This is a genomic window from Paenibacillus sp. NPDC058174, from assembly GCF_042883865.1.
In the GTDB taxonomy this organism is placed as follows: Bacteria; Bacillota; Bacilli; order Paenibacillales; family Paenibacillaceae; genus Pristimantibacillus.
This window is the reverse complement of the sequence record NZ_JBHVUY010000003.1, coordinates 272,532-296,009: the sequence shown is the minus strand read 5'-3', so window position 1 is coordinate 296,009 and position 23,478 is coordinate 272,532. Positions and strand designations below refer to the sequence as shown.

The following is a 23,478-nucleotide window of genomic DNA, read 5'->3' as shown; positions in this document are numbered from 1 at the left end:
CTGCAACAGCTTATCACAAAGAAACAGCCTCCCATCGACGGGAGGCTGTTTCTTTGCTGACCATCTATTTTTCAAAAAGCATCGTAACTGACAAACTCACCAACAGGCTTGCGGTAGCCGCGCGGACGCTGGCTTGAGGTATCCTCTTGGCCGATTGTAATCATCATGACTGGTATATGCGACTCTGGAATGTTCAGCAGGCTGCTGACCGCATTAGCATCGAAGCCGATCATCGGGCAAGTATCCCAGCCTTTATCCTTGGCAATCAGCATGAACTGCATAGCCGACAGGCTTGCATTACGGATCGCCTCATCCCGCTTGAACGTCTCTCCCCGCTCTTCATAAAAGCCTATGACCGACTCCACCGTCGCATCATACTCTTGCTTACTCATCACGCCAAGGTTCAGCAGTCCTTCATGGATCGGTCCAACATCCTTATAAGCGTCCTGGTTGCCCAGCACCATAATAACAGCGGACGCTGTTAACACTTTATATTGCTTGCCCGCAGCTTCATGCAATTGAGCCTTAACAGCCTCGTCCCTCACGACTACGTAACGGGCATGCTGCAAGTTAAAAGCGGAAGGGGCATATTTAACAAGCCCAAACATTTCGTTCAACTCTTGCTCCGTAATTTCTACATCCTGTTTAAATTTCATGGCGGATCTGCGTTCTTTCACTACTGTTGTCAATTCACTCATCTTCATCTCTCTCCTTCTCATGGTGTACTAATTCTAAATCTTCAATTAAAGATATGTATTGCAGCCCTATTGGCTATGGGATATAAAACCAAATAAATATCTTTAATTAAAGTTATTATATTTGAAGATATTTGTCAACCTCTCAAACCCATTATTTTCTCTCCAAAATAGAGCTTTAAATATTCCTTGACAGGAATATTCCCATTGAAGTATATTCGATACAGGAATTACATCACCAAATAAATGAAAACATAATCAAGTACTTTAACCCGAATGCCATAGGAGGCCCTACTATGTCCGAAAATCAAGCAACCTACGAATTGGAAATTACACGCACGTTCAATGCTCCCCGCGAGATTGTTTTTCAGGCTTGGACCGATGTTGATCAGTTGAAGCAATGGTGGGGACCGACCGGCATGGAGCTGGAAGTGTCCAAGCTGGAACTCCGCCCGCAAGGTATTTTTCATTACAGCATGAAGTCTCCTGAAGGACATATGATGTGGGGCAAATTTGTATTCCATGAGATTGTCCCGCCGGAAAAGCTCGTATTCGTTAATTCCTTCTCCGATGAAGAAGCAAACACCGTCCCTGCTCCATTTAACGCTGACTTTCCAATTGAAATCAAAAACACACTGATCTTCTCCGAGCAAGACGGCAAAACGCTGCTAACGATGCGTGGCGGCCCTATTAACGCAACCGAAGCTCAACTCCAATTTTTCAAATCGATGCATGAATCGATGCAGCAAGGCTTCGGCGGCACCTTCGATCAATTGGACGCATTTTTGGCCAAAGCTTAACTTTAAAAATCGCCAATTGGCGGTACAGGCTGTCGAGAGCAATCTCGGCAGCTTTTTTGCGACTTTATGTGAGATCATTCACTATCAAAATGTAAAAATACATGCTGGAAGCAGCCTTTTCAGCGATTTAGCGCATCAAACTGCAAATGTGCAGGTAAATCGGCCTAAAAACCCCCATTTTAACTGGATTGGATGCTTTGAAATGTACTTTTACATTTTGACCGTTATATTCAGCCTTTTGCAGCTATTCAAAATGCACTTTTACATGTGGTTACTCCATCTAGCTTTAAATTGGCTTCGCGTCCTCTTACTTCCCATCTACAGGGAAAAGAAAACGTCTTAGTCCACCACTGCAATATAAAAAACCACCTCACGGTGGTTTTCTAATCTCTCCTTAAGCCGACGTACCGGCAGCTGTATGACTCGCAAAATCAGCAAAATCATCACCGCTCGCCATACGCACCGTATTTCGCCCGCTGTTCTTGGCTTCATACAGCGCCCGGTCCGCAGCGCTCAGCGTCTGACTTACCGTCACTCCTCCACCGCTAAGGCCAATAGAGGAAGCAACCGCAACGCCAAAGCTCGCTGTAATGGAGACAACCGGCGGCGGTTGCGGCTGGGGCTGTAATTGCGACATCGCCGTCAGCACTAAGGGCTGCGCGGCGATTGCCGCCCGAATGCTCTGCGCAGCTGCTGCTGCCTCATACAGCGACAGCCCCGGCATTGCAATGACAAACTCCTCGCCTCCATAGCGGGCGAAAATATCCTCGCTTCGCAGCAAGCCGCGGCACAGCTCCACGACATGCAGCAGCGCTTTATCCCCTACGTCATGACCGTAACCATCATTAATCCGCTTAAAGTGGTCGATATCGAACAGCAGAATAGCAAGCGGTTCGTTGGCGGATACCGCCTCGTCCAGCAATTTCTCGCTTAATTGAATGAAATGAGAACGATTGTATACGCCGGTAAGGCCGTCATGATAAGCCAAGTAGCGAAGCTTCTCCTGCAGCTGCACCCGCTCCGTTACATCGATCAGGACGATCAGCTTGCCATTCTCCTGTCCGCCCTTTTTCCGCACAATCGAAGAACGAATCTGATAATAGTACGCTTGTCCGTCGAGCATCCAGAGCACTTCCTCCTCCTGTATCGCCGAGACGTCACGTGCGGAACTCTCCAGCTCCTCTTCCCTTGGATCAAGCAAAAGCGCATCCGTATGCATCCGCCATAACGGCTCAATAGAGTGACCAATAGAGTTGGCCGTAAGCTTCGTTATAACGGAAGCTGCAGCCGGATTGTAATCGACCAGCCTATTCTCCATATCCAGGACAAGAACGCCGTCGCCCATGCTTTCGAACAGATTGTCTCTGGCAATCGGAGCGACGTTCATCAGCCCTTTTCCCGCGAGCGCATACATATACATCGCAGACGTGATGGTCATAATAACCGGAATAGGATCAATACCCTCTGGCGTCAAATTGCCCAGATAGGCAAAATCACCAGCTATAGGCAGCAGCAAGCCTACCAGCATCGTTACGTGCTGCAGCCGGTATGACGATTTCATCCGGTTCCAGTACAGCAGAAGCAGCACAACACCGCCAAACATGCAGCCGAAGGTATACCCGCCTTGAATGATATACCAGGGCCCGGCCACAAGGTCTACCTTCAGGAATGAAGCCGTTCTGCTAATCTCCACGGACCGGTAATAGAAATGATGGAAATCATTCGTCATCACAAGCAGTACCGTCACAACTGGCATGACAAAAAGCCCGATGCGCAGAGGAGGCTTCAAGTAACGCTCCATCCCTAGAAATTGCATAATGAGCAGCAGGCTAATCGGCGGCAAGAACGGCAAGCCCCAATATTCCACTTTAATCCATAGCTTAATTTCCTCAAGCGACTCCGCCGAGAGTTCCAGAGCCGTACCAAATACATAGATCGCCGAAAACAAACTAAGGGCAATAAACGTCTTCGACATCGACTGCTTCGACCGGTTGGTCAGCACGTAGATGCCCATAATGACGTTGATGACGCCGGCGGTGACGATAAGCGTTATGACAGCGGAATAAGGCGTTCCCATGATCTATTCGCTCCACTACAAAATTGGGCCAAAGCTAACGTAGCCGTATACCCTTCTATTAATTCGATGGTATCACAAAAGGGAGCGAATGTGGGATGCCGTTGTCGATTGTTACGAAAAAAGCTCGAATTAGAAGAAATTTCTAGAGAGCTTGAGTTACAAAACCTCCCATTAATGCGCCACAGTCTTGAAGTAGCGGTATATTTTTTCCAATTTCTCGCCCTGCCGGCCATTTTTCTTCTCCATGCTGCCAAATTCAAAAAACTTGACGCGTTTGATGCCCACATACTGCAACAACGCTTTTCTCATCAATACCTTAGGAGCATTGTTCAGCCAGTATAGCGGGTACAGCACCGGTCCCTTCATAGTAGAGACACAGACAGCCGTTTTCCCTTTCAGCAGTCCTTCGGGCAGCATCCCTCCTGTATCCCGGTAAGCGAAATTCGAGGCAAACATTTGGTCGATGTACCCTAACAGCATGGCCGGCGGCCTGCCCCACCAGATCGGATAGACGAATACGATTTTATCCGCCCACAGCAGCTGTTTCCGGTATTTCTCCAGCTTAGGGTCCCGATGCATATCCCTCCTGCGCTTGTTTTTATTGAACACAAGCACCGGATCGAATTGCTCCTCATACAAGTCCAGCACTTGAACTTCCGTAATCCTTTCGTTTTCCTGACTGCCTTGCAGCACCTTCTGCAGAAACGCATAACTCAAGCTTTCATGATTGGGATGCGTGTATATGACTAACGTGTTCATTCCGCCACCTCTTTACTTATCATTTGATAACGAAATCATAGCACCTCCTTCTTTTAGTTGTCAAATGATAATTGTATTTTGATAATTATTTTGCTATCGTGAACATAAAGAGGTGATTCCGCTTGAATAAAGAAGCTTTTTTCCATCAGCTTGTAGCGTTTACAGCCGCGGTTCATGAAGTCACGCATGATTACACAAAGGACGTCATACCGGGTGATATCACTCCCGTTCAATATGGAATTATGGAATATATCGCAGTCAGCCAGCCCGTTACGCTCAGCCAAATTAGCGATTGCAAACATATCTCCATGCCCAATACGAGCCGTGAGCTGAAGAAGCTCAGCGAGAAAAACCTATGCGAGAAATTTGACGTCGAGGGTGACCGCCGCAAGCAGTTTATCCGGCTTTCAGCGGAGGGACAGGCTGTTATGGACGGCGTGTTCGGGCAGCTGGGCAGCCGTTTTTTCGAACGGATGAAGGATGCAACTGAGGAAGAGCAGCAAGCGATATACGAAGCGATGGAGCTGCTGCATACAAAAGTGTTCTATCGCGATCCTAAATAGTAAAGGCAAGCACTCCCTGTCCTTGAAAGGGGTGCTTTTTCGTTTGATAATGTCTGCTGGATGGGAGGAGTAAGCTGTACCCTTATCGAATAAAATGATTACTACGGCAGCTTTATGCTGCTTATCGTTATCCCATTCCAAAGAAGGCAGGTGCAAGATTGTGAAATTCAATGAATACCCTTATGAGCGTCCTGATGTAAAAGCCTTTGAGCATACATTTAAGGAGCTGCTGTCCGACTTCACGTCTGCACAACGATATGAAGCACAGGACGCTGCGATGTCCGCTATCAACAAGCTGCGCAGCGAATTCGATACAGCTCAGCAAATCGCAAGCATTCGTCACTCTATCGATACGAATGATGAGTTTTATAAGGCGGAGCAGGATTTCTTTGACGAAAACGGCCCCGTCGTACAAGAGTACATAACGGATTATTACCGGGCGCTCGTTGGCTCTAAGTTCCGGGAGGAGCTGGAGCAGAAGTGGGGGCGTCAGTTGTTCCAATTGGCGGAGCTGTCGCTCAAAACGTTCAGCCCCGAGGTTATCGAGGATCTGCAGTTGGAGAACAAGCTGACAACGGAATACGCCAAGCTGATCGCCTCGGCCAAAATCGAGTTCGAAGGCGAAGAGCGTACGCTGTCTCAGCTCGCTCCCTTCCAGCAGTCAACCGACCGTGACGTGCGGAAAAGGGCTTCTGAAGCGTCCTCCGGCTTTATGGCCGACAATGAGGAAAACTTCGACCGGATCTATGACGAGCTGGTCAAAGTCCGGACGAAAATCGCACGGAAGCTCGGTTTTGCCAACTATGTGGAGCTTGGCTACGCGCGTATGTCACGCACCGATTACAGCGCAGAAATGGTCGCTAATTTCCGCAATCAAGTGCTGGAGCACATCGTGCCTGTCTCCTCCAAGCTGAAGGATCGACAGCGCAGCCGGATCGGCGTGGAGCAGCTGCTCTACTATGATGAGAGCTTGGCCTTCCTCACCGGAAACGCCAAGCCAAAGGGCGATCCCGACTGGATCGTGAACAACGGAGCGACGATGTATCAGGAGCTGTCCGCGGAGACAGATACCTTCTTCCGGTTCATGCAGGACAACGGACTCATGGATCTGGTCAGCAAAAAAGGGAAGCAAAGCGGCGGCTATTGCACCTATATTAGCGAGTATGGCGCACCTTATATTTTCTCCAACTTTAACGGTACTTCCGGTGATATCGACGTTCTGACACATGAGGCCGGGCATGCCTTCCAGGTGTATGAGAGCAGAAGCTTCGCTGTGCCGGAATACAGCTTCCCGACCTATGAAGCCTGCGAAATTCATTCGATGAGCATGGAGTTTTTCACTTGGCCGTGGATGGATCTGTTCTTCAAGGAGGACGCCGACAAATACCGGTTCCAGCATCTCGCCAGCGCCTTGAACTTCTTGCCATACGGTGTAACGGTCGATGAATTCCAGCATTTTGTCTATGAGAATCCGGATGCCACACCGGCGGAACGGAAGCAGGCATGGCGGGAGATCGAGAAGAAATACTTGCCGCACCGCAACTATGCAGACAATGCCTATCTAGAGCAAGGCGGCTTCTGGCATAAGCAGGGACATATTTTCAGCTCGCCGTTCTACTATATCGACTACACGCTGGCGCAAATCTGTGCCTTTCAATTTTGGAAAAAAATGCACGAGGACCGCGAAGCCGCATGGTCGGCGTATCTCGACCTGTGCCGCTTAGGCGGTAGCCTCTCCTTCACAGAGCTCGTGCGCGAAGCCGGCTTAATCTCGCCATTCGAGAACGGCTGCGTAACCTCCGTCATCGGCAGCATCGAGAGCTGGCTGAACGGCGTAGACGACAAGGCGCTTTAGTTCGCTGCCTGCCCTGTAGCTAAAAAAAGCAGGACTACCCTAAGCTTTCTTGGTAGTCCTGCTTTTTCGTTTGCAATAAATCTTACAGTTGCTGCGCCCAGATGGCATGCCCTGACTCCCGAGGCTCAACTGCCTTCGGAGCTGCGTTCTTAATCCCGGCCTCGCTCCGTCACGACACCATTCTGTCCTCCGATAATGACGAGATCGGTCATATTCACGAACAGCCCATTCTCGACCACGCCCGGAATCATGTTAATCTGTTCGTTCAATTTCACGGCATCGTCTGTGATCGCTTCAAACTGACAATCGATAATGTAGTTGCCATTATCGCTAATAAACGGAGCTTGCTCCGCCATGCGTAAGCTGGTGCTGCAGCCCAGCTTCTCCAGCTGCCTGCGCGTCGCTTCCCAGCCAAACTGCACGATCTCTATCGGAAGGGGGAACTTGCCGAGGCTCGTTACCGCTTTCGATTCGTCGGCGACGACAATGAAGCGTTTGGCGTTGGCCGCCACTAGCTTTTCACGCAGAAGTGCGCCTCCGCCGCCTTTGATCAGCTGGAGCTGCCCGTCAACTTCATCGGCTCCGTCGATCGCCAGATCCAGCTGCTCCACTTCACTAAAATCGGTTAACGGAATGCCCAACTCTCCGGCCAGCTTTTCCGTCGCTTTGGAGGTCGCTACGCCTTTTATACGCAGTCCGTCCTTAACGCGTTCTCCCAGCTTCATTAGCGTCCAATAAACGGTTGATCCTGTTCCCAGTCCAACCGACATTCCATCCTCTATAAAGCCGGCAGCTCTTTCGCCGGCTATTCTTTTCGCATCCATAGTTGCTGTCCCCTTCCCTTATCTTAGAACCGTTAATCTGGCTTGATTGTTCTCGCGAGTCTGCTCGAGCATTTATTGATTTACCTGCCTGGCCCATCTTCACAATGGACTGCAGGCAGGTGCATGTTCTTGTTCAGATAAATAGATAACTGATATTGGATCGGGCAGTTGCCGTTGTCTCTATCTTAGCAATAATAAAATCCCGCCTCAATAGCGGGGAAGCTGCGTCTGCGTCTCTCTAGCGCTGAGGAATCTTTCTTCGTGAAATTAATACTTTACAAATAAAGGCAAAATAATTAAAGTTGTATGTACAAACAACTTACTGAATTTTGATCGGAAAGGCGGCGCCTATTTTGTTAGATGTTTATTTCAAGGAATGTCTCTTCTTCACCGGCAACCGATTTAGCAGAATCATTACGAAAATGGCCGAGGATGAATTTAAAGTAAGCGGGCTTTCCCCCACCTCGGCTTTTCTGCTGATGGCCGTCTATGAGAAAGATGGTATATCCCAGAAGGAGCTAGGCCAAATTCTTCACCTTCAACCCTCTACGGTGACCCGGGCAATCGAAAAGCTCACTGCCAGCGGCTTGCTGTATAATCGCAACGAAGGGCGGCTGTCCCTCATCTATGCTACGGATAAAGGCAAAGCATTAGAAGTATCCATCCACGAATGCTGGAATAATCTTAGAAGCAGGTATAACACCATTTTGGGTGAAGAAGGCGACCAGCTTTCATTGCAGCTTTATCAAGTAAGCGATCAGCTAGAGAAAATCGAATAAGCTTTCATTTCATGAATATTGGAGGCGTATCGTTATGAATAGCTTTCTCTATTATTTAACGTATGGGTCCGCGCTTGGAAGCGGCTTGATTGCAGGCATATTTTTCGCCTTTTCCACCTTCGTCATGAAAGCTCTTGCCAAGCTCCCCGCCGAGCAAGGCATAGCGGCCATGCAGTCTATTAATACGACTATTCTTCAAACCTTGTTCGGTCTGGTGTTTATGGGAACGGCTTTGATCAGTGTCTTTCTTGGGGTTGCCGCATGGTTCAATTGGAGTTCTCCAGGCGCCTTATACATGCTGATTGGCAGCTTACTTTATCTGCTCGGCTGTTTTTTGGTGACGGGCATATTAAATGTACCGCTTAACGACGCCTTAGCAGCTGTGAAGCCGGAGAGCTCAGAAGGCGCCCGGGTGTGGGCAGGCTATCTGTCCGATTGGGTCGTCTGGAATCATGTACGAACAATCGCTTCATTGGCGGCCTTGGTTTCTTTTATTATCGCAATCCGCAAATGGTGAGGTTCAACTAACTAGCCCCTTCACTGTAGGTCTAAATTAATCCAGTGTAATAACTTACACTTGCATAAGAACTGCGGCATACACTATACTATTAAAAATATTGAAATCGTGCCGATGAAGAGAATCCAACTCGGAGGCGTACTCGTCAAGGGGAATTGTGAATTCTCCCTAAGTTTACCGGACCCGCCCGTTAACGCGGAACTAAGTGGATTGGACAGTGATGCTGTCTGGTCAATTTGGGTGGCACCGCGAAATCAAGCGCTCTTCGTCCCATATGGACGAGGGCGCTTTTTGTATTTTCATAAGAAAAGGAGAGCGGTGCCAATGTTAGACATTAAGTGGATTCGTCACAATCGGGATGAAGTGCAAGAAACAGCCAATCAGAAGGGAATTGCGATTTCTGTTGATCAGCTTCTGGAATGGGATGACAAAAGGAGGTTGCTTTTGCAGGAGGTCGAGCGGCTTCGCCGGGAACGAAATGAAATGGCTCCCCGGATTAATGCTTTTCTGCAGCAGCAGGATGCCGTCAATGCGGAACGGATGCGAATGGAGGCAAAAGAGCTAAATCGCCGTCTGAATGATTTGGAGCGCGAGTATCGGGAAGCTGATCAGCAATTTAATCAGTTGATGCTATACGTGCCGAACCGGATATCGCCGGACACGCCGAGAGGCCTCTCAGATCAGGACAACGTTGAGATAAAACGGGTGGGAGAGCCTGCTGTCTTCAGCTTTGAAAAGAGGGATCATGTCGCGCTCGGCGAGCTGCATCGCATGATCAATATTCCGCGCGGCGTCAAAACGGCTGGAAGCCGCCATTACTTTCTGACAGGGCCGGGTGTTCTGCTGCACCGCGCTGTACAGCAGCTGGCTTTTGACTTGCTGATGGAGAAAGGCTTTACGCCGCTGGAGGTGCCGTTAATGGTCCGTACGGATGCGCTGCTCCATGCTGGACATTTTCCGCTGAGTCAGGATCAAACCTATAAAATTGAAGAGGAAGATGCATGGCTGGTGGGGACGTCGGAGGTGCCTTTGCTGGCCTACTTCAACGGGGATATCGTGGATGTAACAGAACCGATTAGAGTGGCGGCTTCGTCGCTTTGTTTCCGCAGCGAGGTCGGATCGGCCGGCAAAGACGTTCAGGGTTTGTACCGCGTCCATCAATTCTCGAAGGTGGAACAAGTCGTGATTTGTAAGGATAGCTTGGAAAAATCGGAAGAGCTTTTGCAGGAGATTACGGCAAATGCTGAAGAGCTGCTGCAGCTGCTTGAGCTGCCTTACCGGGTTATGGCCGTCTGCACCGGCGATATGTCGCAGAAAACGTACAAACAGATGGATATCGAGACATGGATGCCCAGCCGCGAGGCTTACGGGGAAACCCATTCGTCGTCGAACATTACTGATTTTCAGGCACGACGCTCGAATATCCGCTACCGGGATGCGGACGGCAAGTTGCGCTTCTGCTATACGCTCAACAACACAGCCGTAGCCTCGCCCCGGATTTTGATCCCGCTGCTGGAGAACCACCAAGAGGAGGACGGCTCGATCAGCATTCCGCAAGCGCTGCGCAAGTACATGAACGGGATTGAGCGGCTTCAGGTCTAGGGAAAGTGGTGCGGATACGAACTTGGCTCGCTTGGGTGCGAGGTAGGGGCGTTGTGCGGCTTTCGGCGGGCTTACTGCGAATCCAGCTTCGCTATTTGCGAAGTTGGTTCGTTATTCCACTGTGGGCAGGCACATTGCGAAGCTGGTTCGCTATTTTGCGAAGCCAAGTTCGCTGTGCAGAGACTAGCCGGAGGACTGGCCTGCTACAGCGAACCTTTCTTCGCTTTTCGTGAACCTAGGTTCTCCAGTTGCGAAATTTAGTTCGCTGTAGACTAAACCCGCGGGGTATTCGCACACATTTGCGAATCTAGCTTCGCTAAATAGCGAAGCCGATTCGTTACAAGACTAACGGTGGACTTACTGTGAACCTCTCTTCGCTATTTGCGAAGTAGGTTCGTTATTCGGCCGTGGGCGGGCTTACTGCCGCTAATAGCGAAGTTGATTCGTTATTCGATGCTGGACTGGCGCACTGCGGCGGCGGAATAGCGTACTGCGAAGCTGGTTCGCTATTTTGCGACGCCACGTTCGCTGTGTGGAGACTAGTTGGAGCTCGTGCCTGCTACAGCGAACCCCTCTCCGCGGAACCAAGTTCGTTCGGCGATATCGCTGAGGCACCATTGAGGCGGCAAAACCAAAAAAAAGTTCCACAGCGATCTGCTGTGGAACTTCCAACTTCAAACTTCAAACTTCAAACTTCAAAACTCCAAATAGCCCAGCTAGTTGGCTATGGCCGCAAATTGTACTCTTCCAGCTTGAAGTCGACGGAATTTACCTTCCACGTCTTGCCGGTGTAGGTGAGCGTGGCTTTGCGGTGGAGGTACGTTTCCGTTTCATAGTCAGACGAAATGAACACATATTGTGTTAAGGTAGCTGTTTGGTTGTCGATATATTGCAGCGCCGACGGAGTGACGTCTTTCAGCTGATTTTTATATTTCAGCCCCTTATTCTGAATGATCGTATTGATGAATCGATCCGTGAAATAAGGGCTGAAATACGTCCGGATCTGCTTGATCGAAGACAGATTCGTCGCTTCGTTCAGCTTATCGGCGATGATCTGCTGCTGCCGGGCGGTCAGCCGCTTTTCGTTGGGAATTTGAACAGGAGGCTTATCGGGAATGATGATAAGGCTTTGGCCATTTAACTGAACGGTTGCCTGACCCGCCTTCTGATCCCAGCTAATCTCCGCACCCAACGCTTGGCTTAGAAAACGAAGAGGAACATACGTAGTCCCGCCATTTTTCTCTTCAGCAGCCACGTCGAGCGTAATCGGCATTTGATTGACCAATGCGGTCTTCGAGCCTAAGGTTAATACGACCTCTACCTCGTCTTTGCTTATCGTGACGGTTTTGGATGCTGCATTCCAGTTTACCTTCGCTCCCAAATTTTCCGTTACGACCCGCACTGGAATGAGCAGCCGATTGTCTTTCAAATGTCCCCCGCGAATGACAGTTGCCCCATCATCTAAAACAGCATTATTCTGCTCATTCAACTTCACGGCCGGTATACTCGAGCTACTCCCTGTATCAGCATTGGCAAAAATTTGTCCCGGCAAGCTGGGCAGAACAAGAAGAGCGGTTGTCAGCAGCGTTAACGTCGCTTTTTTGATTTTCCACATAGGTATGCCTCCTTTAAAATAAGGTTCACAAATTTCCTTCGTTGAAAATATAGACGTGGGCAGATCGAGAGTGTTGCGGTTGGATTTTTTTACATCGTCCCAGCCAATATGTATATACACGCTGTCACATGAAATTTAAACCACATAGAACAAAAAAGGACAAGCAACGGAAGCACACTGTGCTGGCCGAGCTTGTCCTTTATCCGGCTTATTCGCTATGGAATGGCAAAGCCGCTCCCGCAATGCGGAATAGTCCGGGCGCCTCGTCGAGAAATCGTTCGCAATAGTGGGCGGAGTACTCATTCCATGGCGCTTTAAACAGATCATTGCCAGAGAACACCTGCAGTTTTGGACCGCAGGCTGCCGCCAAACGTTTCCAATCGCGCTGTCTGGAAAGATGGCTCCAGTACGCTTGCGACAAGGGATCTCCCTCAACATGCACCAGAACCCGGTCGGCATCATATCGGTCCAAATGCTGCGCATCTATCGGTTCAAGCCAGTCGATATCAGCCACAGCCGGGGGCATTCCGAGCTGCAAATCGTTATAGAGTACCGTTCCCGCCTTCCTTCCCCATACATATAGTTGACCTTTGCTAACAATAAATACAGCAACGGTATCACGACGAGTCGCCGGCCCGAGCTGTTTGCGGATAATAGCCGCCTTCTGCTCGTAGCGCTCCAGCCATCTGCCGCCTTCCTCTTCCTTGCCTATAAAAGCAGCCGTTAGAGACAGATGCTCCCGCCATTCCCCCTTCCAGGGAAGCAGCAGCGTCGGTGCGATGTCTTTCAGCTTCTGCTGCTCCTCGGCAGGAATGAAATGATCGACACCGATAATATAATCCGGCTCAGCCTTCCTTAAAATCTCCCGATTAAACTCATACTGATGGCTCAGCAGCAGCTTAATCTCATAGCTGTAACGATTGCGGTAGTAATCGGTCCAATAATGGTCTACCGGTGCTGCAAAAGGAATCATCTGCAGCGGAAGCAGCTGACCGATGTTCATCCAGCTATAAGCGGCGATTTTGCATTTTTGATTTTTCTGATAGGCAGCCGGAGGTATGCCTGTCTGTTTTTTGAACAGATTGCGAAAGTAAGTCTCATTCTTATACCCGATCGCCTCGGCAATGACAGCGAGTGAAGGCGCCGAAGGCGAAGTCATCATCCGTTTGGCCTCCATCAGCCGCAGCTCTGTCCGGTATTCCATAATGCCTTTGCCATAACGTTCCTTGAACAGCCGCATAAAATGAAACCGGCTCAGCCCCGCGATTCCGGCAAGCTGATCGATTGTAATGTCTTCCTTATAATTTCGCTCCAGCTCCATTTTTGCCGTCTCGAGCGCCAGCTCCATCTGCTGCTCCTGATAACCCAGCACCAAGCTCAGCAGCTCCAGTAACCCCGCTTCGCACCGTAGTCTAGATGACTGCTTGCCTTGGCTCCAGCCCGCATGTAAAAGGTCAAATAAATGAATAACGGCTGAGGCGGGGTGAATAACCGCTTCACCTGCAAAAGGAAAACGCCAAACCTCTTCTGTGTGCAGAACCACCTCCTGCTCCTCCATTGGCGCTGGCATGTAAAAGCCTTCAAAATGAAGCAGCATATGGCCCGGCTCATTGCCGGTTTCCGCTTCAATTAATTGACCCGGAGGGCATACATAAACGCCGCCCTGACGCAGCGGATAGTACTGCCCATTAATGACCAGCCGGCCATAGCTCGTCTTGGAGAGCAGCAGCACATGGGAGCTGCTCTGAATAAAGTTCCGGTCCGGCCCGCCGCTCAGCATACTCTTAACCGGTTCAACATTCAGCAGCTTATAGCAAACTTGACCTGCAGCATTATGCTGCAGGTCTGAAATAGGATGACTATTCATGAACGTATTTGAGAACGTCTTCGATCATTAAGCCGTTCGCTATCGAATTGTTGTTAAACCAATGGCCCGAATCAGCGGCGAAGACGTGTCCGGCCTTCACAGCCGGCAATGCCTTCCACAGCGGATTGTCTTCCGGCGGTTTTTCTCTTCCTTCTCCCGACAGAACGAAGATGTAATCGACCTTATCAAGCTGAGCTAGCGTCTCAATTGAGTAAGCATCATACTCGCCTTTCAGCACATCAGGCTTTTGGAAGCCAAGCTCGTCATACAGCATTGCGCCGCCGTAAAAGCCAGGGCCAAACAACTTGAAGTTGTCGCCTACAGGCTGCAGCAAGACGGCTGTTTTGCTCGTAATCAGGCTGCCGAGCTGTTCCTTTGCCTGTTGCAGCTTCTCATCGTAGGCCGCCAACGCCTTTGTCGCTGCGTCTTCTTCGTTTAGAAGAGCACCGAGCTTTTGCAGATTTCCGCGCCAGTCGCTTGGATTATCCGACAGAATGAAGGTAGGCGCGATTTTGGCAAACTGATCGTAACCATCTTTGGCATAATCAGCGGTTAGAAAAATAATCAGATCCGGGTTATAAGCAAGAACTTCCTCCGGCTGCAATCCGTTATCCATCTTGAGAACAGGAATTCCTGCCAGCTTGTCTTGAAGATAGTGCTGCGGGACACCTGCTACTCCCCATTGTGCTACTGGTTTAATATCCATAGCCGACAACGGATCTTCCATAAACGCAGCAATAATCCGCTTAGGATGGACAGGCACTTCTACCTCATGGCCAGCGGCATCGGTCAGTGTACGAAAGGTTGCCTCTTCTGCCGCAGGGCTTGGAGCATCAGTTGCTGTGGCAGCAGGCGCTTCATTATTTGCCGGATTCCCGCATGCAGCAAGCATGCTAACTAGAATTAAGGCCATGATTGCAAATAAACCGCGTCGTGTGTTCTTCATCGTTTATCTCCTGTCAATTGATATTGATTATCATTCACACAGTATAATGGACTGATCTGTTTTTGTGAATAACCAAAAATGCTCTTTTTTCCCGCATCGCCGCATTCTTGCATAACTAGGTGCAGACTCCCCTTTCTCCTATTCAGTAAAAAAGACCTACAGGGACTATTGATATTTGTTACGGTCCGTAGAGTTTGCTATCTTTGGGGTACGCGACATCATCCTGCACGCCCTGAAGGAGAACGCATGACAACGAAATCCCCTTTGCCGAAGCGAGGCATCATCATTACGTTCACCATTTTAATAACAGGTATCGCAGTTTCTCTATGGATTCAGCATATGTCCAAACGAGCGGCCGTTTCCCCCACACTAGCTTTTATCGAACACAACATGACGAACCCAAACGGCACATTAGCCACTTATTTGAAAGAGGCACCATCCGCAAATCCCGATTACGTCGCCGGACACGAGGCTTTATCCGAATCGCTGGGCGTATGGATGCAAATCGCGTTGTTGAACCGGGACGAGCAGCGATTTCAGCAAAGCTACGATTTATTGCGTGAGCGCTATCTGTCACCGCAAAACTATATCAAATGGAAGCTGCAGCCGGACGGCACCTCGGAGGTGAATACGAATGCACTCGGCGACGATCTGCGTATCGTCAGAGCACTATTGGAAGGTTATGACCTTTGGCAGCAGACAGCTTACCTGGCAGCTGCAGAGGCAATTACAGCCCGGCTGCAGCAATCGTCGATGCTAGAAGGCTATTTCGTTGATTATCATGATTTTCTGCATCAGCAGTCCGCAGATGTACTAAGTCTCGTCTATGTAGATACCCTGGCATTGCAAGCTATGGAACGGCATGGACTTATTGACCGGAGCGTTCTGGACAGGCATCTTGAGCTCTTGCAACAACTGCCCGCTGCAAGCCAAAAAATCTTTTATCCGCAAAAATACGAAGTGGGAGTCTCGAAATATACGTCGGACGATAAAGTTAATCTAATCGATCAGCTAATTGTCGCTATTCATGTCGCGGAGCTTGGACAATCTCCTCAGGAGCTGATCCATTTTCTCAAGCAGGAGTTGAAAAACCGGGGAAAGCTGTTCGGACAATATGACCGCAGCTCGCGCCAGCCGGCAGTCGACTATGAGTCGCCTTCCGTCTATGGCTTGGCTATTCTGCTGGCACTGGAGACGAGGGATCAAGCTTGGGCGGAAGAGCTCTATCCCCTGATGCTCGCAATGCGGGACCATAATCCCCGGTATAAGGGCGGTTATGTGTTCGATGGGGATACGCATCTGTTCGATAATTTATTCCCGCTTCTTGCTGAGGTTTCTCTTAAGGGCCATTAGAGCGCTTGTAGACGGAACCCGGCCTCCCTTTATCTACCAAGCTTTTTGGCTTGTTTTTGCCTTGCGGTTATCTGCTTATGTCAGTAGAATTAGTCGATGACAACAAGGCTGTACGACATCATGAACCGAAAGGAACGGACCGAAAGACGATGGATAACAAAATCGCTTTACGCAACGTAGACATCGGCTATGTCAGCTTGATTGTTCTTCTGCTGGCAGAGCAATTGGCCGTCTACCTGAACTTGTACTTGAACCAGTCTTTTACCGGATGGCAGATTGGAGCCAGTGTCGGGGCGCTGGTCGTGTTAGCGGCCGGGTTTTTCATTCCCGCCGGCTTCTCCGTCGTCTTTGTTTTTCTATTTATTGTGACGTACTTAGTGTGGCTTACTACCTATGGAAGTGTGAATATTCTGGAAACATTGTGGCTGCTCTTCATACCCGCCAACATCCTGATCGCCACTTTCGTTAAGTACCGGATCATTCGGACGAAGCATATTTTGGAGCGTCTGAATGCCCTATCGAGCAATACCCCCATGATTGACCTCGATACAGGTCTTGGGAACAAAGAAGCGCTGGCGGATACGCTGACCAAGCAAGCGAACTTAGCCAATCGGTACGGCGACAAATATGATTTTTCCATCGCGATGTTCAAAATAGACTTTTTGCCTCTCGTCTTAGAATCGCTTGGCAACGAGCGCTATTCTAAATTTATCATCGAAATCGCCGATACGATTCAACGGCAGATTCGGCATGAGGACACCAAGTTCTCCATTGATGCCGGCCGTTTCATCATCGTATGTCCTCTTACGGACCGGAGCTTTTTCCCCGCGGTGACAGACCGCATCAAAAATGCGATGATCAACATCAACTTTGAGGACAAGCGAGGACAACCTCTGCAGCTTGTCGTCCGGGCAGCGATCCTTGGTTTTGAAAGGGAGCAATTCGACCTCTATCAGCACGTAGACGATGTCATCGCGACACTTGAGAGAGGCACGGAGACCGATCTCGTTGCGGAATATATTTAAATTTTCCGCATCGTGAGCGGGAGCTGCGTGCGATGCGAAAAAAGGTTGAAAGGATGTGCTCGCTTTGATTAACGCTAGCTGGTTTGTCCCGGTGTGCATTGTAGTCTCGTCAATATTGACGCTTTCCGTCATTATTCTAACCATCTATACCTTGTCATTCCGCGCCAGAGTGATTGAGAAATATGATCGGGGAAAACACCATGTCTGATTTTCTCCTTCTATTCTCGGTTGTCAGCATCTGGATCGCCGTACTTGAGAGTATTGTCATTATGGCAGGAGCGATCAAATTTATTCGCAGGCAAAACCGGCAGACGCTTACGATCCCGCAGGATATGGATAACTATCCGACCGTTACGGTGCTGGTACCGGCCCATAACGAGGATCTCGTTATTGTTCAGACGGTAGAGCGGATTCTGTTCATGAATTATCCTGCCCATAAGCTCCAGCTGATCGTAATTGCAGATAATTGTACGGACCGCACGGCGGAAAAGCTTAAGGCGCTCAAAAGCAAGCCTGCCTACCGCGATCGCGACTTTCATATTCTGGAGCGGAAAGGAACAGGCGGCAAATCCGGCGCTTTGAACGATGCGTTCAAGCTGGCGAAAGGCGAATGGATTTGCATCTACGACGCTGATGCTGCACCGGAGAAAAATGCGCTCGCTTTTCTCATACAAAAGGCGATGGAGAAGCCCGACCGCTATGGCGCCGTCTGCGGCCGCAACAAAGCGCGTAACCGCAGCCAAAATTTCCTGACCAAATGTATCAATTTGGAGCTAATCACCATACAACGTGTGCATCATACGGGATTATGGGAATTGTTCAAGCTCGGGACGATTCCAGGCACTAACTTTATCGTCAAATCGGAGCTGATCCGCGAAATCGGCGGCTGGGATGAGGATGCCATTACGGAGGATACCGCTATTTCCTTCGAAATTTTGACGCGCGGCCAATTAATTGCACTCGCTCCGCAGGCTGAAGCCTATCAGCAGGAGCCGGAAAAGCTCAGCATTTATATGAAGCAGCGCCAGCGGTGGTCTAAGGGCAACTTCCGCGTTGTCATCGAGAACATCCATCATCTGTTCAATCGGACAAGCTGGCGGATTAAGCTCCATGTTCTCTACTATGCGGTCAGTTATTTCTGGTTTATGATTGCTATCATTATTTCAGACATTATCTTCCTTACGAATATCGGGTATTATATCGTATCCCTATTTAATCCGTCGGTCGTCATGCCGTTTAATTTTGGCGACGACATTTACCTGTATTTGATGATCGCATGGGCGCTGATGTATTACATCTATGTGCTGCAAATTAATTTGGCGCTGGCTACCGATATTGGACAGAGCACCATCAGCAACTTTGTCATTTCGGTCGTCTCCTATTTCACCTATGCGCAGCTTTTCCTGATCATCTCTATTAAAGCGTTCTACTCACTCGTTACGGACAAAATACTCGGCAGAAAGAGTAAATGGTACAAGACCCAACGATTCGGGTAACGAACAGCATGCACCCTTTAGAAGGATATTCCTCTCTGCTCGACCGGGAGGGATATCCCGCCAAAGGGTGCTTTTTCGTCATAAAACGTAATTGCTGACGGTTTTCAGAGTATAATGATTAAATAATCGAATACAGTGCAGAAGAGGGTAAAGATGAGCGAGAAGAAGTTTACGGATTATGCATTAAGCGAAGAAATTTTGCGGGCGTTGAGCAGTCTAGGCTATGAGACGCCAACAGAGGTACAGACGGAGGTTATTCCTGTCGCGTTAGCGAAAAAGGATCTTGTCGTCAAATCGCAAACGGGCAGCGGCAAGACGGCGGCCTACGGCATCCCGCTCTGCGAGCTGGTTGACTGGAATGAAAATAAACCGCAGGCGTTAATTCTGACGCCAACCCGCGAGCTGGCCTTGCAGGTCAACGAAGACCTGATGAACATCGGCCGTTTCAAACGGATCAAGTCGACGCCGTTGTTCGGGAAGCATCCTTTTCACATCCAAAGGGCTGAGTTAAAGCAAAGAACGCATATGGTCGCAGGCACGCCGGGGCGTGTATTGGATCACATCGAACGCGGCACGCTGCCGCTGGATCGGATTTCCTATCTCGTAATTGACGAAGCCGACGAAATGCTGAACATGGGCTTCATTGAGCAAGTACAGGCCATCATTCAAGCGCTGCCCCAGGAAAGAGTGACGATGCTCTTCTCTGCTACGTTCCCGGAAGACGTCGCCAGGCTGTCGCGCAAATACTTAGATCACCCCGCTGAGATCGAGATCAAGGCGAGCGGTCTAACGACAGCTACGATCGAGCACTCCCTTATTCAAGTGATGGAGGCCGACAAGCTGGAGTTGCTTCAGTCTCTGCTTATTGTCGAGAATCCGGACAGCCTGATCGTATTCTGCCGCACGCAGGAGCATGTGGACAAGCTGTTCCGGGAGATGGCCGATCTTGATTACTCCTGCGATCGTATTCATGGCGGAATGGAGCAGGAAGAGCGGTTTGAGGTAATGAATGCTTTCCGCAGAGGACAATTCCGTTACTTAATTGCAACGGATGTAGCCGCCAGAGGCATCGATATTACGAATATTACCCATGTCATCAACTACGATATTCCGCTCGATAAAGAAAGCTACGTCCACCGGACGGGCCGGACAGGCCGCGCCGGCAAGACAGGCAAAGCGATTACCTTCGTCACGCCGAAGGATTATGGGCGTCTGGCCGAAATCGAAGCGTATATCGGGTTCGCCATTCCGAAGGTGAAGGCTCCCTCCGAGGAAATTGTTGATCAGCACAGAGAGCAATTTGAGCAGAAGCACAATAGGGGACCAGAGCTGAAAAAAGATAAACGCGAGCAGCTGAATAAGCAGATTATGAAGCTGAACTTTAACGGCGGCAAGAAGAAAAAGCTGAGAGCAGTCGATTTTGTAGGCACAATCGCCAAGCTTGAAGGCGTCACCGCAGACGACATCGGGATCATTACCATTCTCGACCATGTCACCGATGTGGAGATTCTGAACGGCAAAGGCTCGCTCGTGCTGGAATTAATGCGCAATACGACGGTCAAAGGCAAGCTGTTGAAGGTGCGCCGCGGCAAGCGGTAGCAGGCTGGTATGATAAGACAAAAGGCATCCTCGTTGTCAGCGGGGATGCCTTTTGTTGTTCCATTTCAATACTTGCCGATGTTTGGGTCTGCACAGTCTACTACTCGATAAAATGTACGTATTGCAGGAACCTCTTCAGCATGACCGCTGCCTGCGCCCTCGTTGCATGCGCTGTCGGCGCGAAGCGTCCGTCTTCATTCCCTTTCATAATGCCGACTTCCGATGCGCGGGCTACCGCCGCTCTCGCCCATGAGGAAATGGAGTCTCGATCCGTGAAAGCGGCCAGACTGCCGCCCTCTTGTCCAGCGCCAACGCTTCCATGTCCGGTGAAGGTTAAGGCGCGGTCGATCAACATGGCCATTTGCTCGCGGGTAATCGGGTCGTTAGGCGCAAAATGGCCGGCATCAATGCCGCTCACCAACCCGTTCGCCACCGCCGTATACACGGCAGACGCATACCATGCGGACGCAGGGACATCCGCAAAGCGGGCAATGCCCTCGCTCTCATTCACGGACAGCCCCAGCCCGCGAATGAGCAAGGCCGTGAATTCCGCTCGCGTAATGGTTCCCGCTGGCCTGAAACGGTCGGAGGTCACGCCGTTCACCAGCAGCTTGGACGCCAGATGCTCCACATCCGCCTGCGCCCAGTATCCGTTTAAGTCGACGAACTTTCGGGCCTGGACATCTACGACTGTGTACAAGCTGTTATGCGGCACGTTCAGAATCGCTTCCGTTTTGCCGTCTGGACCGGTGCCCAGCTGTGCCGGAACAAAAACGATGGTTCCATTTGCCGGGATATACTGAACGGCAACCAGGTTACGGTTCGTTTTCTCTCCGTCCAATTTAATGGTCCGTATCAAGTAAGATCCGCCGAAGTCGCGCACCTCCAACGTTTGCCCGTTTGCTTCCGCCGTCACCTTGTAATCGATGACGTCGGCGAATACAACAAAACCTTGAGAAACGCCAATCCGGTTGATTTCTTGTCGAACATCTTCTCCGGCCTGCTCCTGAATGATGCTCACGGTCAAATCCGATATTTTCGCGTCGAGACGCTCCGCCAACCTGGTCAGATCGATCGTGCTTATCGGCAATTGAAAGCTAGAGTCGTTCAGCCTCACCTCGATTATCGCATTGGGATAATTTTTGGCCATATCCGCAATCCAATCAGCCGGAAAACGTGTCTGTACCGCTTGCTCCCGATCGCCGATTTCAATGCTGACAAACGGTTCCTTCGCATTTTTCAGAAGCTCCAGCACTCGCTCCCTCGTCCGTTCAGAAAGGATGACCTGTTCGATCACCTTGCCATCCGAACGCGTGACCCGTTCGATGTCGGTTAGAGCGACAAGAACAGTAATCCCAGCACCCGGATTTATCTTCACGCTCGTCTCCGCTGTGATCGGTTGATCGCCGATATTCGTCGAAGATGGTGTTGAGATGCCGGTAAGGGTAATGACTTTCACTGCTTCATTGCCTGCTGCGTCCCGGGCATATACGGTATAGTCGCCGTTGGCCGCTATAGTGAATTGAAGCGCGGCTAAAATATCAGTGCCTTCCGTTCCTCCGGCAAAATCAGCCTCGCTCAGGCTACCGGGCAGCCAGCGGAGCTCCGTCAGCGCATTACCCCCAGTTGCTCCGTGCACGCTTGCCGTCACGTTGATTACTTTACGTGCCGATCCGTTTGGTGCAACCGTTAGGGTAACATCGGGCGGTATCGCCACAATACGTATTCCGCTCGTGTCCGGTGCTCTGTACATCAGCGAAGCGGCAGCTCCGCCGGAGGCGTGAACGATGCTTGCGCCGTTCGGGAGCTCCAACGCTGCGGCAACTTCAATACCGTCCACATCCGCGAGCCCGGCCGGAACTTCGTATTCGAAAGTAAGTTCCGTCAATGCCGTGCCGCGCGCTCCTGTATAGGAAGCATATACCGTCTGAGTGCCGGAATCGTCTCCAACCATGATCGGAACGACCGGTGTCCCGGTCACGGTTACTTCGTATCCGTAAAATACCTTAAAGCGAAGCGTGTCGCTCGTGCCGTACAAATCATTAGCTGGGGCGCTTAGCACCAACTCCACCCAAGCGGCTTCGAATTCCGCCAGAGCATTGTTCAAACTGACAGTTGCCTCATCTAATAGAATCTGAGATTGGTTTTCCGCATCGTCAGCAATAACCTGCGCCGCATCTATCGCGGTCTGCAGGACAGCGCGGTCATCTGCCGACGTCTGCCCCGCGTTGACACCTTCCGGATGATCCGTCAACGCCTGCTTCGCCGCAGCGATCGCCGCGACCAACGCCGTCGGAATGCCCGGTTGAACCACTGCGGATTTAAACACTTGAACCGATGTATTTAACTGGTTAACGGCAGTATCCAGTTGATCCTGCGTGTAGTTGCTCGCATTATCGAGAATCTGCTGCGCTGTACCGATGGCAGTTTCCAAGGCGCTGCGAGCTTCAGCCGACGTCTGTCCTACGTTGACACCTTGCGGATGATCCGTCAACGCCTGCTGCGCCGCCGTGATCGCCCCGCCCAGCGCCGTCGGATCGCCCGGTTGCAGTACTGCGGCTTTAAAGGTTTGAACCGATGTATTTATCTGGCCGGCAGCAGTATCCAGTTGATTCTGCGTGTAGTTGCTCGCATTACCGAGAATCTGCTGCGCTGTACCGATGGCAGTTGCCAGCGTGGTGCGAGTTCCCGCCGATGTCTGCCCCACGTTGACGCCTTGCGGATGATCCGTTAACGCCTGCTGCGCCGCTGCGATCGCCGCGACTAGCAAAGTCGGAATGCCCGGTTGGACGACGGCGGCTTTAAAGGTTTGAACCGATGCATTTAACTGACCGGCAGCAGTATCCAATTGATCCTGCGTGTTATTGCTCGCATTACCGAGGATCTGCTGCGCTGTACCGATGGCAGTTGCCAGCGTGGTGCGAGTTTCCACCGATGTCTGCCCCACATTGACGCCTTCCGGATGATCCGTCAACGCCTGCTGCGCCGCCGTAATCGCCGCGCCCAGCGAAGTCGGAATGCCCGGTTGGACGACGGCGGCTTTAAAGGTTTGAACCGATGCATTTAACTGACCGGCAGCAGTATCCAATTGATCCTGCGTGTTATT

General features: G+C 50.4%; 18 protein-coding genes. 10 read left to right on the top strand and 8 right to left on the bottom strand.

Going from position 1 to position 23,478, the window contains the following annotated elements:
* Positions 1-71: 71 nt before the first annotated feature.
* Complete coding sequence (locus tag ACFVVF_RS17455) at positions 72-698, bottom strand: nitroreductase family protein (RefSeq protein ID WP_387812179.1); 627 nt, start codon at positions 696-698, stop codon at positions 72-74.
* 293 nt (positions 699-991) lie between these two features.
* Between ACFVVF_RS17455 and ACFVVF_RS17450 the strand changes: the two genes are divergently transcribed.
* Entirely contained in the window at positions 992-1,495 is a 504-nt protein-coding gene (locus ACFVVF_RS17450) for an SRPBCC family protein (protein ID WP_387812176.1), read from the top strand.
* A gap of 394 nt (positions 1,496-1,889) precedes the next feature.
* On the opposite strand, the gene ACFVVF_RS17445 is transcribed toward ACFVVF_RS17450, so the two are convergent.
* Positions 1,890-3,572, bottom strand: a complete 1,683-nt coding sequence (locus tag ACFVVF_RS17445) for a histidine kinase N-terminal 7TM domain-containing diguanylate cyclase (protein ID WP_387812173.1) — start codon at positions 3,570-3,572, stop codon at positions 1,890-1,892.
* Positions 3,573-3,743: 171 nt separating this feature from the next.
* Entirely contained in the window at positions 3,744-4,331 is a 588-nt protein-coding gene (locus ACFVVF_RS17440) for an NAD(P)H-dependent oxidoreductase (RefSeq protein WP_387812171.1), read from the bottom strand.
* Positions 4,332-4,453: 122 nt separating this feature from the next.
* Between ACFVVF_RS17440 and ACFVVF_RS17435 the strand changes: the two genes are divergently transcribed.
* Positions 4,454-4,894 carry a MarR family winged helix-turn-helix transcriptional regulator gene (locus ACFVVF_RS17435; protein ID WP_387812169.1) on the top strand — a complete coding sequence of 147 codons (441 nt, stop codon included), beginning with the start codon at positions 4,454-4,456 and terminating at the stop codon, positions 4,892-4,894.
* Positions 4,895-5,054: 160 nt separating this feature from the next.
* Positions 5,055-6,749, top strand: coding sequence for a M3 family oligoendopeptidase (locus ACFVVF_RS17430; RefSeq protein WP_387812166.1), 1,695 nt, complete (start codon positions 5,055-5,057; stop codon positions 6,747-6,749).
* 149 nt (positions 6,750-6,898) lie between these two features.
* Here the strand turns inward: ACFVVF_RS17430 and rpiA are convergent, their stop codons facing one another.
* Positions 6,899-7,573 (bottom strand): ribose-5-phosphate isomerase RpiA, encoded by a 675-nt coding sequence (rpiA, locus tag ACFVVF_RS17425; RefSeq protein ID WP_387812164.1) that lies wholly within the window; start codon positions 7,571-7,573, stop codon positions 6,899-6,901.
* 353 nt (positions 7,574-7,926) lie between these two features.
* Here rpiA and ACFVVF_RS17420 point away from each other — a divergent pair, with 353 nt between their 5' ends.
* From ACFVVF_RS17420 to serS, 3 genes are all read left to right on the top strand, one after another.
* Positions 7,927-8,352: a MarR family winged helix-turn-helix transcriptional regulator gene (locus ACFVVF_RS17420; protein ID WP_387812161.1), complete on the top strand. Its 426-nt coding sequence runs from the start codon at positions 7,927-7,929 to the stop codon at positions 8,350-8,352.
* Positions 8,353-8,386: 34 nt separating this feature from the next.
* Positions 8,387-8,869 carry an anthrone oxygenase family protein gene (locus ACFVVF_RS17415; RefSeq protein ID WP_387812158.1) on the top strand — a complete coding sequence of 161 codons (483 nt, stop codon included), beginning with the start codon at positions 8,387-8,389 and terminating at the stop codon, positions 8,867-8,869.
* Positions 8,870-9,193: 324 nt separating this feature from the next.
* Positions 9,194-10,471 (top strand): serine--tRNA ligase, encoded by a 1,278-nt coding sequence (serS, locus tag ACFVVF_RS17410; RefSeq protein ID WP_387812155.1) that lies wholly within the window; start codon positions 9,194-9,196, stop codon positions 10,469-10,471.
* Positions 10,472-11,195: 724 nt separating this feature from the next.
* On the opposite strand, the gene ACFVVF_RS17405 is transcribed toward serS, so the two are convergent.
* From ACFVVF_RS17405 to ACFVVF_RS17395, 3 genes are all read right to left on the bottom strand, one after another.
* Positions 11,196-12,086: a stalk domain-containing protein gene (locus ACFVVF_RS17405; RefSeq protein WP_387812152.1), complete on the bottom strand. Its 891-nt coding sequence runs from the start codon at positions 12,084-12,086 to the stop codon at positions 11,196-11,198.
* 208 nt (positions 12,087-12,294) lie between these two features.
* Positions 12,295-13,953 carry an AraC family transcriptional regulator gene (locus ACFVVF_RS17400; protein WP_387812149.1) on the bottom strand — a complete coding sequence of 553 codons (1,659 nt, stop codon included), beginning with the start codon at positions 13,951-13,953 and terminating at the stop codon, positions 12,295-12,297.
* Positions 13,946-14,899 (bottom strand): ABC transporter substrate-binding protein, encoded by a 954-nt coding sequence (locus ACFVVF_RS17395; RefSeq protein WP_387812146.1) that lies wholly within the window; start codon positions 14,897-14,899, stop codon positions 13,946-13,948. The genes ACFVVF_RS17400 and ACFVVF_RS17395 overlap by 8 nt, the downstream gene beginning before the upstream one ends.
* A gap of 246 nt (positions 14,900-15,145) precedes the next feature.
* Here ACFVVF_RS17395 and ACFVVF_RS17390 point away from each other — a divergent pair, with 246 nt between their 5' ends.
* The 4 genes from ACFVVF_RS17390 to ACFVVF_RS17375 all read left to right on the top strand — a co-directional run bounded on the left by ACFVVF_RS17390 (position 15,146) and on the right by ACFVVF_RS17375 (position 20,372).
* Positions 15,146-16,252, top strand: coding sequence for a glycosyl hydrolase (locus ACFVVF_RS17390; protein ID WP_387812143.1), 1,107 nt, complete (start codon positions 15,146-15,148; stop codon positions 16,250-16,252).
* Between the two features lie 149 nt (positions 16,253-16,401).
* Complete coding sequence (locus ACFVVF_RS17385) at positions 16,402-17,277, top strand: GGDEF domain-containing protein (protein ID WP_387812140.1); 876 nt, start codon at positions 16,402-16,404, stop codon at positions 17,275-17,277.
* 200 nt (positions 17,278-17,477) lie between these two features.
* Positions 17,478-18,773: a glycosyltransferase family 2 protein gene (locus ACFVVF_RS17380; protein ID WP_387812137.1), complete on the top strand. Its 1,296-nt coding sequence runs from the start codon at positions 17,478-17,480 to the stop codon at positions 18,771-18,773.
* Between the two features lie 153 nt (positions 18,774-18,926).
* Positions 18,927-20,372 (top strand): DEAD/DEAH box helicase, encoded by a 1,446-nt coding sequence (locus ACFVVF_RS17375; RefSeq protein ID WP_387812134.1) that lies wholly within the window; start codon positions 18,927-18,929, stop codon positions 20,370-20,372.
* Between the two features lie 100 nt (positions 20,373-20,472).
* Here the strand turns inward: ACFVVF_RS17375 and ACFVVF_RS17370 are convergent.
* Positions 20,473-23,478, bottom strand: a 3,006-nt coding sequence (locus tag ACFVVF_RS17370) for an S-layer homology domain-containing protein (RefSeq protein WP_387812131.1), incomplete at its 5' end; no start/stop codon positions are given.

Coding starts and splice junctions, on each gene's coding strand:
- ACFVVF_RS17455 (WP_387812179.1), bottom strand. CDS start 698: ATGAGTGAATTGACAACAGTAGTGAAAGAACGCAGATCCGCCATGAAA.
- ACFVVF_RS17385 (WP_387812140.1), top strand. CDS start 16,402: ATGGATAACAAAATCGCTTTACGCAACGTAGACATCGGCTATGTCAGC.
- ACFVVF_RS17395 (WP_387812146.1), bottom strand. CDS start 14,899: ATGAAGAACACACGACGCGGTTTATTTGCAATCATGGCCTTAATTCTA.
- ACFVVF_RS17440 (WP_387812171.1), bottom strand. CDS start 4,331: ATGAACACGTTAGTCATATACACGCATCCCAATCATGAAAGCTTGAGT.
- ACFVVF_RS17400 (WP_387812149.1), bottom strand. CDS start 13,953: ATGAATAGTCATCCTATTTCAGACCTGCAGCATAATGCTGCAGGTCAA.
- rpiA (WP_387812164.1), bottom strand. CDS start 7,573: ATGGATGCGAAAAGAATAGCCGGCGAAAGAGCTGCCGGCTTTATAGAG.
- ACFVVF_RS17390 (WP_387812143.1), top strand. CDS start 15,146: ATGACAACGAAATCCCCTTTGCCGAAGCGAGGCATCATCATTACGTTC.
- ACFVVF_RS17450 (WP_387812176.1), top strand. CDS start 992: ATGTCCGAAAATCAAGCAACCTACGAATTGGAAATTACACGCACGTTC.
- ACFVVF_RS17405 (WP_387812152.1), bottom strand. CDS start 12,086: ATGTGGAAAATCAAAAAAGCGACGTTAACGCTGCTGACAACCGCTCTT.
- ACFVVF_RS17380 (WP_387812137.1), top strand. CDS start 17,478: ATGTCTGATTTTCTCCTTCTATTCTCGGTTGTCAGCATCTGGATCGCC.
- serS (WP_387812155.1), top strand. CDS start 9,194: ATGTTAGACATTAAGTGGATTCGTCACAATCGGGATGAAGTGCAAGAA.
- ACFVVF_RS17415 (WP_387812158.1), top strand. CDS start 8,387: ATGAATAGCTTTCTCTATTATTTAACGTATGGGTCCGCGCTTGGAAGC.
- ACFVVF_RS17445 (WP_387812173.1), bottom strand. CDS start 3,572: ATGGGAACGCCTTATTCCGCTGTCATAACGCTTATCGTCACCGCCGGC.
- ACFVVF_RS17375 (WP_387812134.1), top strand. CDS start 18,927: ATGAGCGAGAAGAAGTTTACGGATTATGCATTAAGCGAAGAAATTTTG.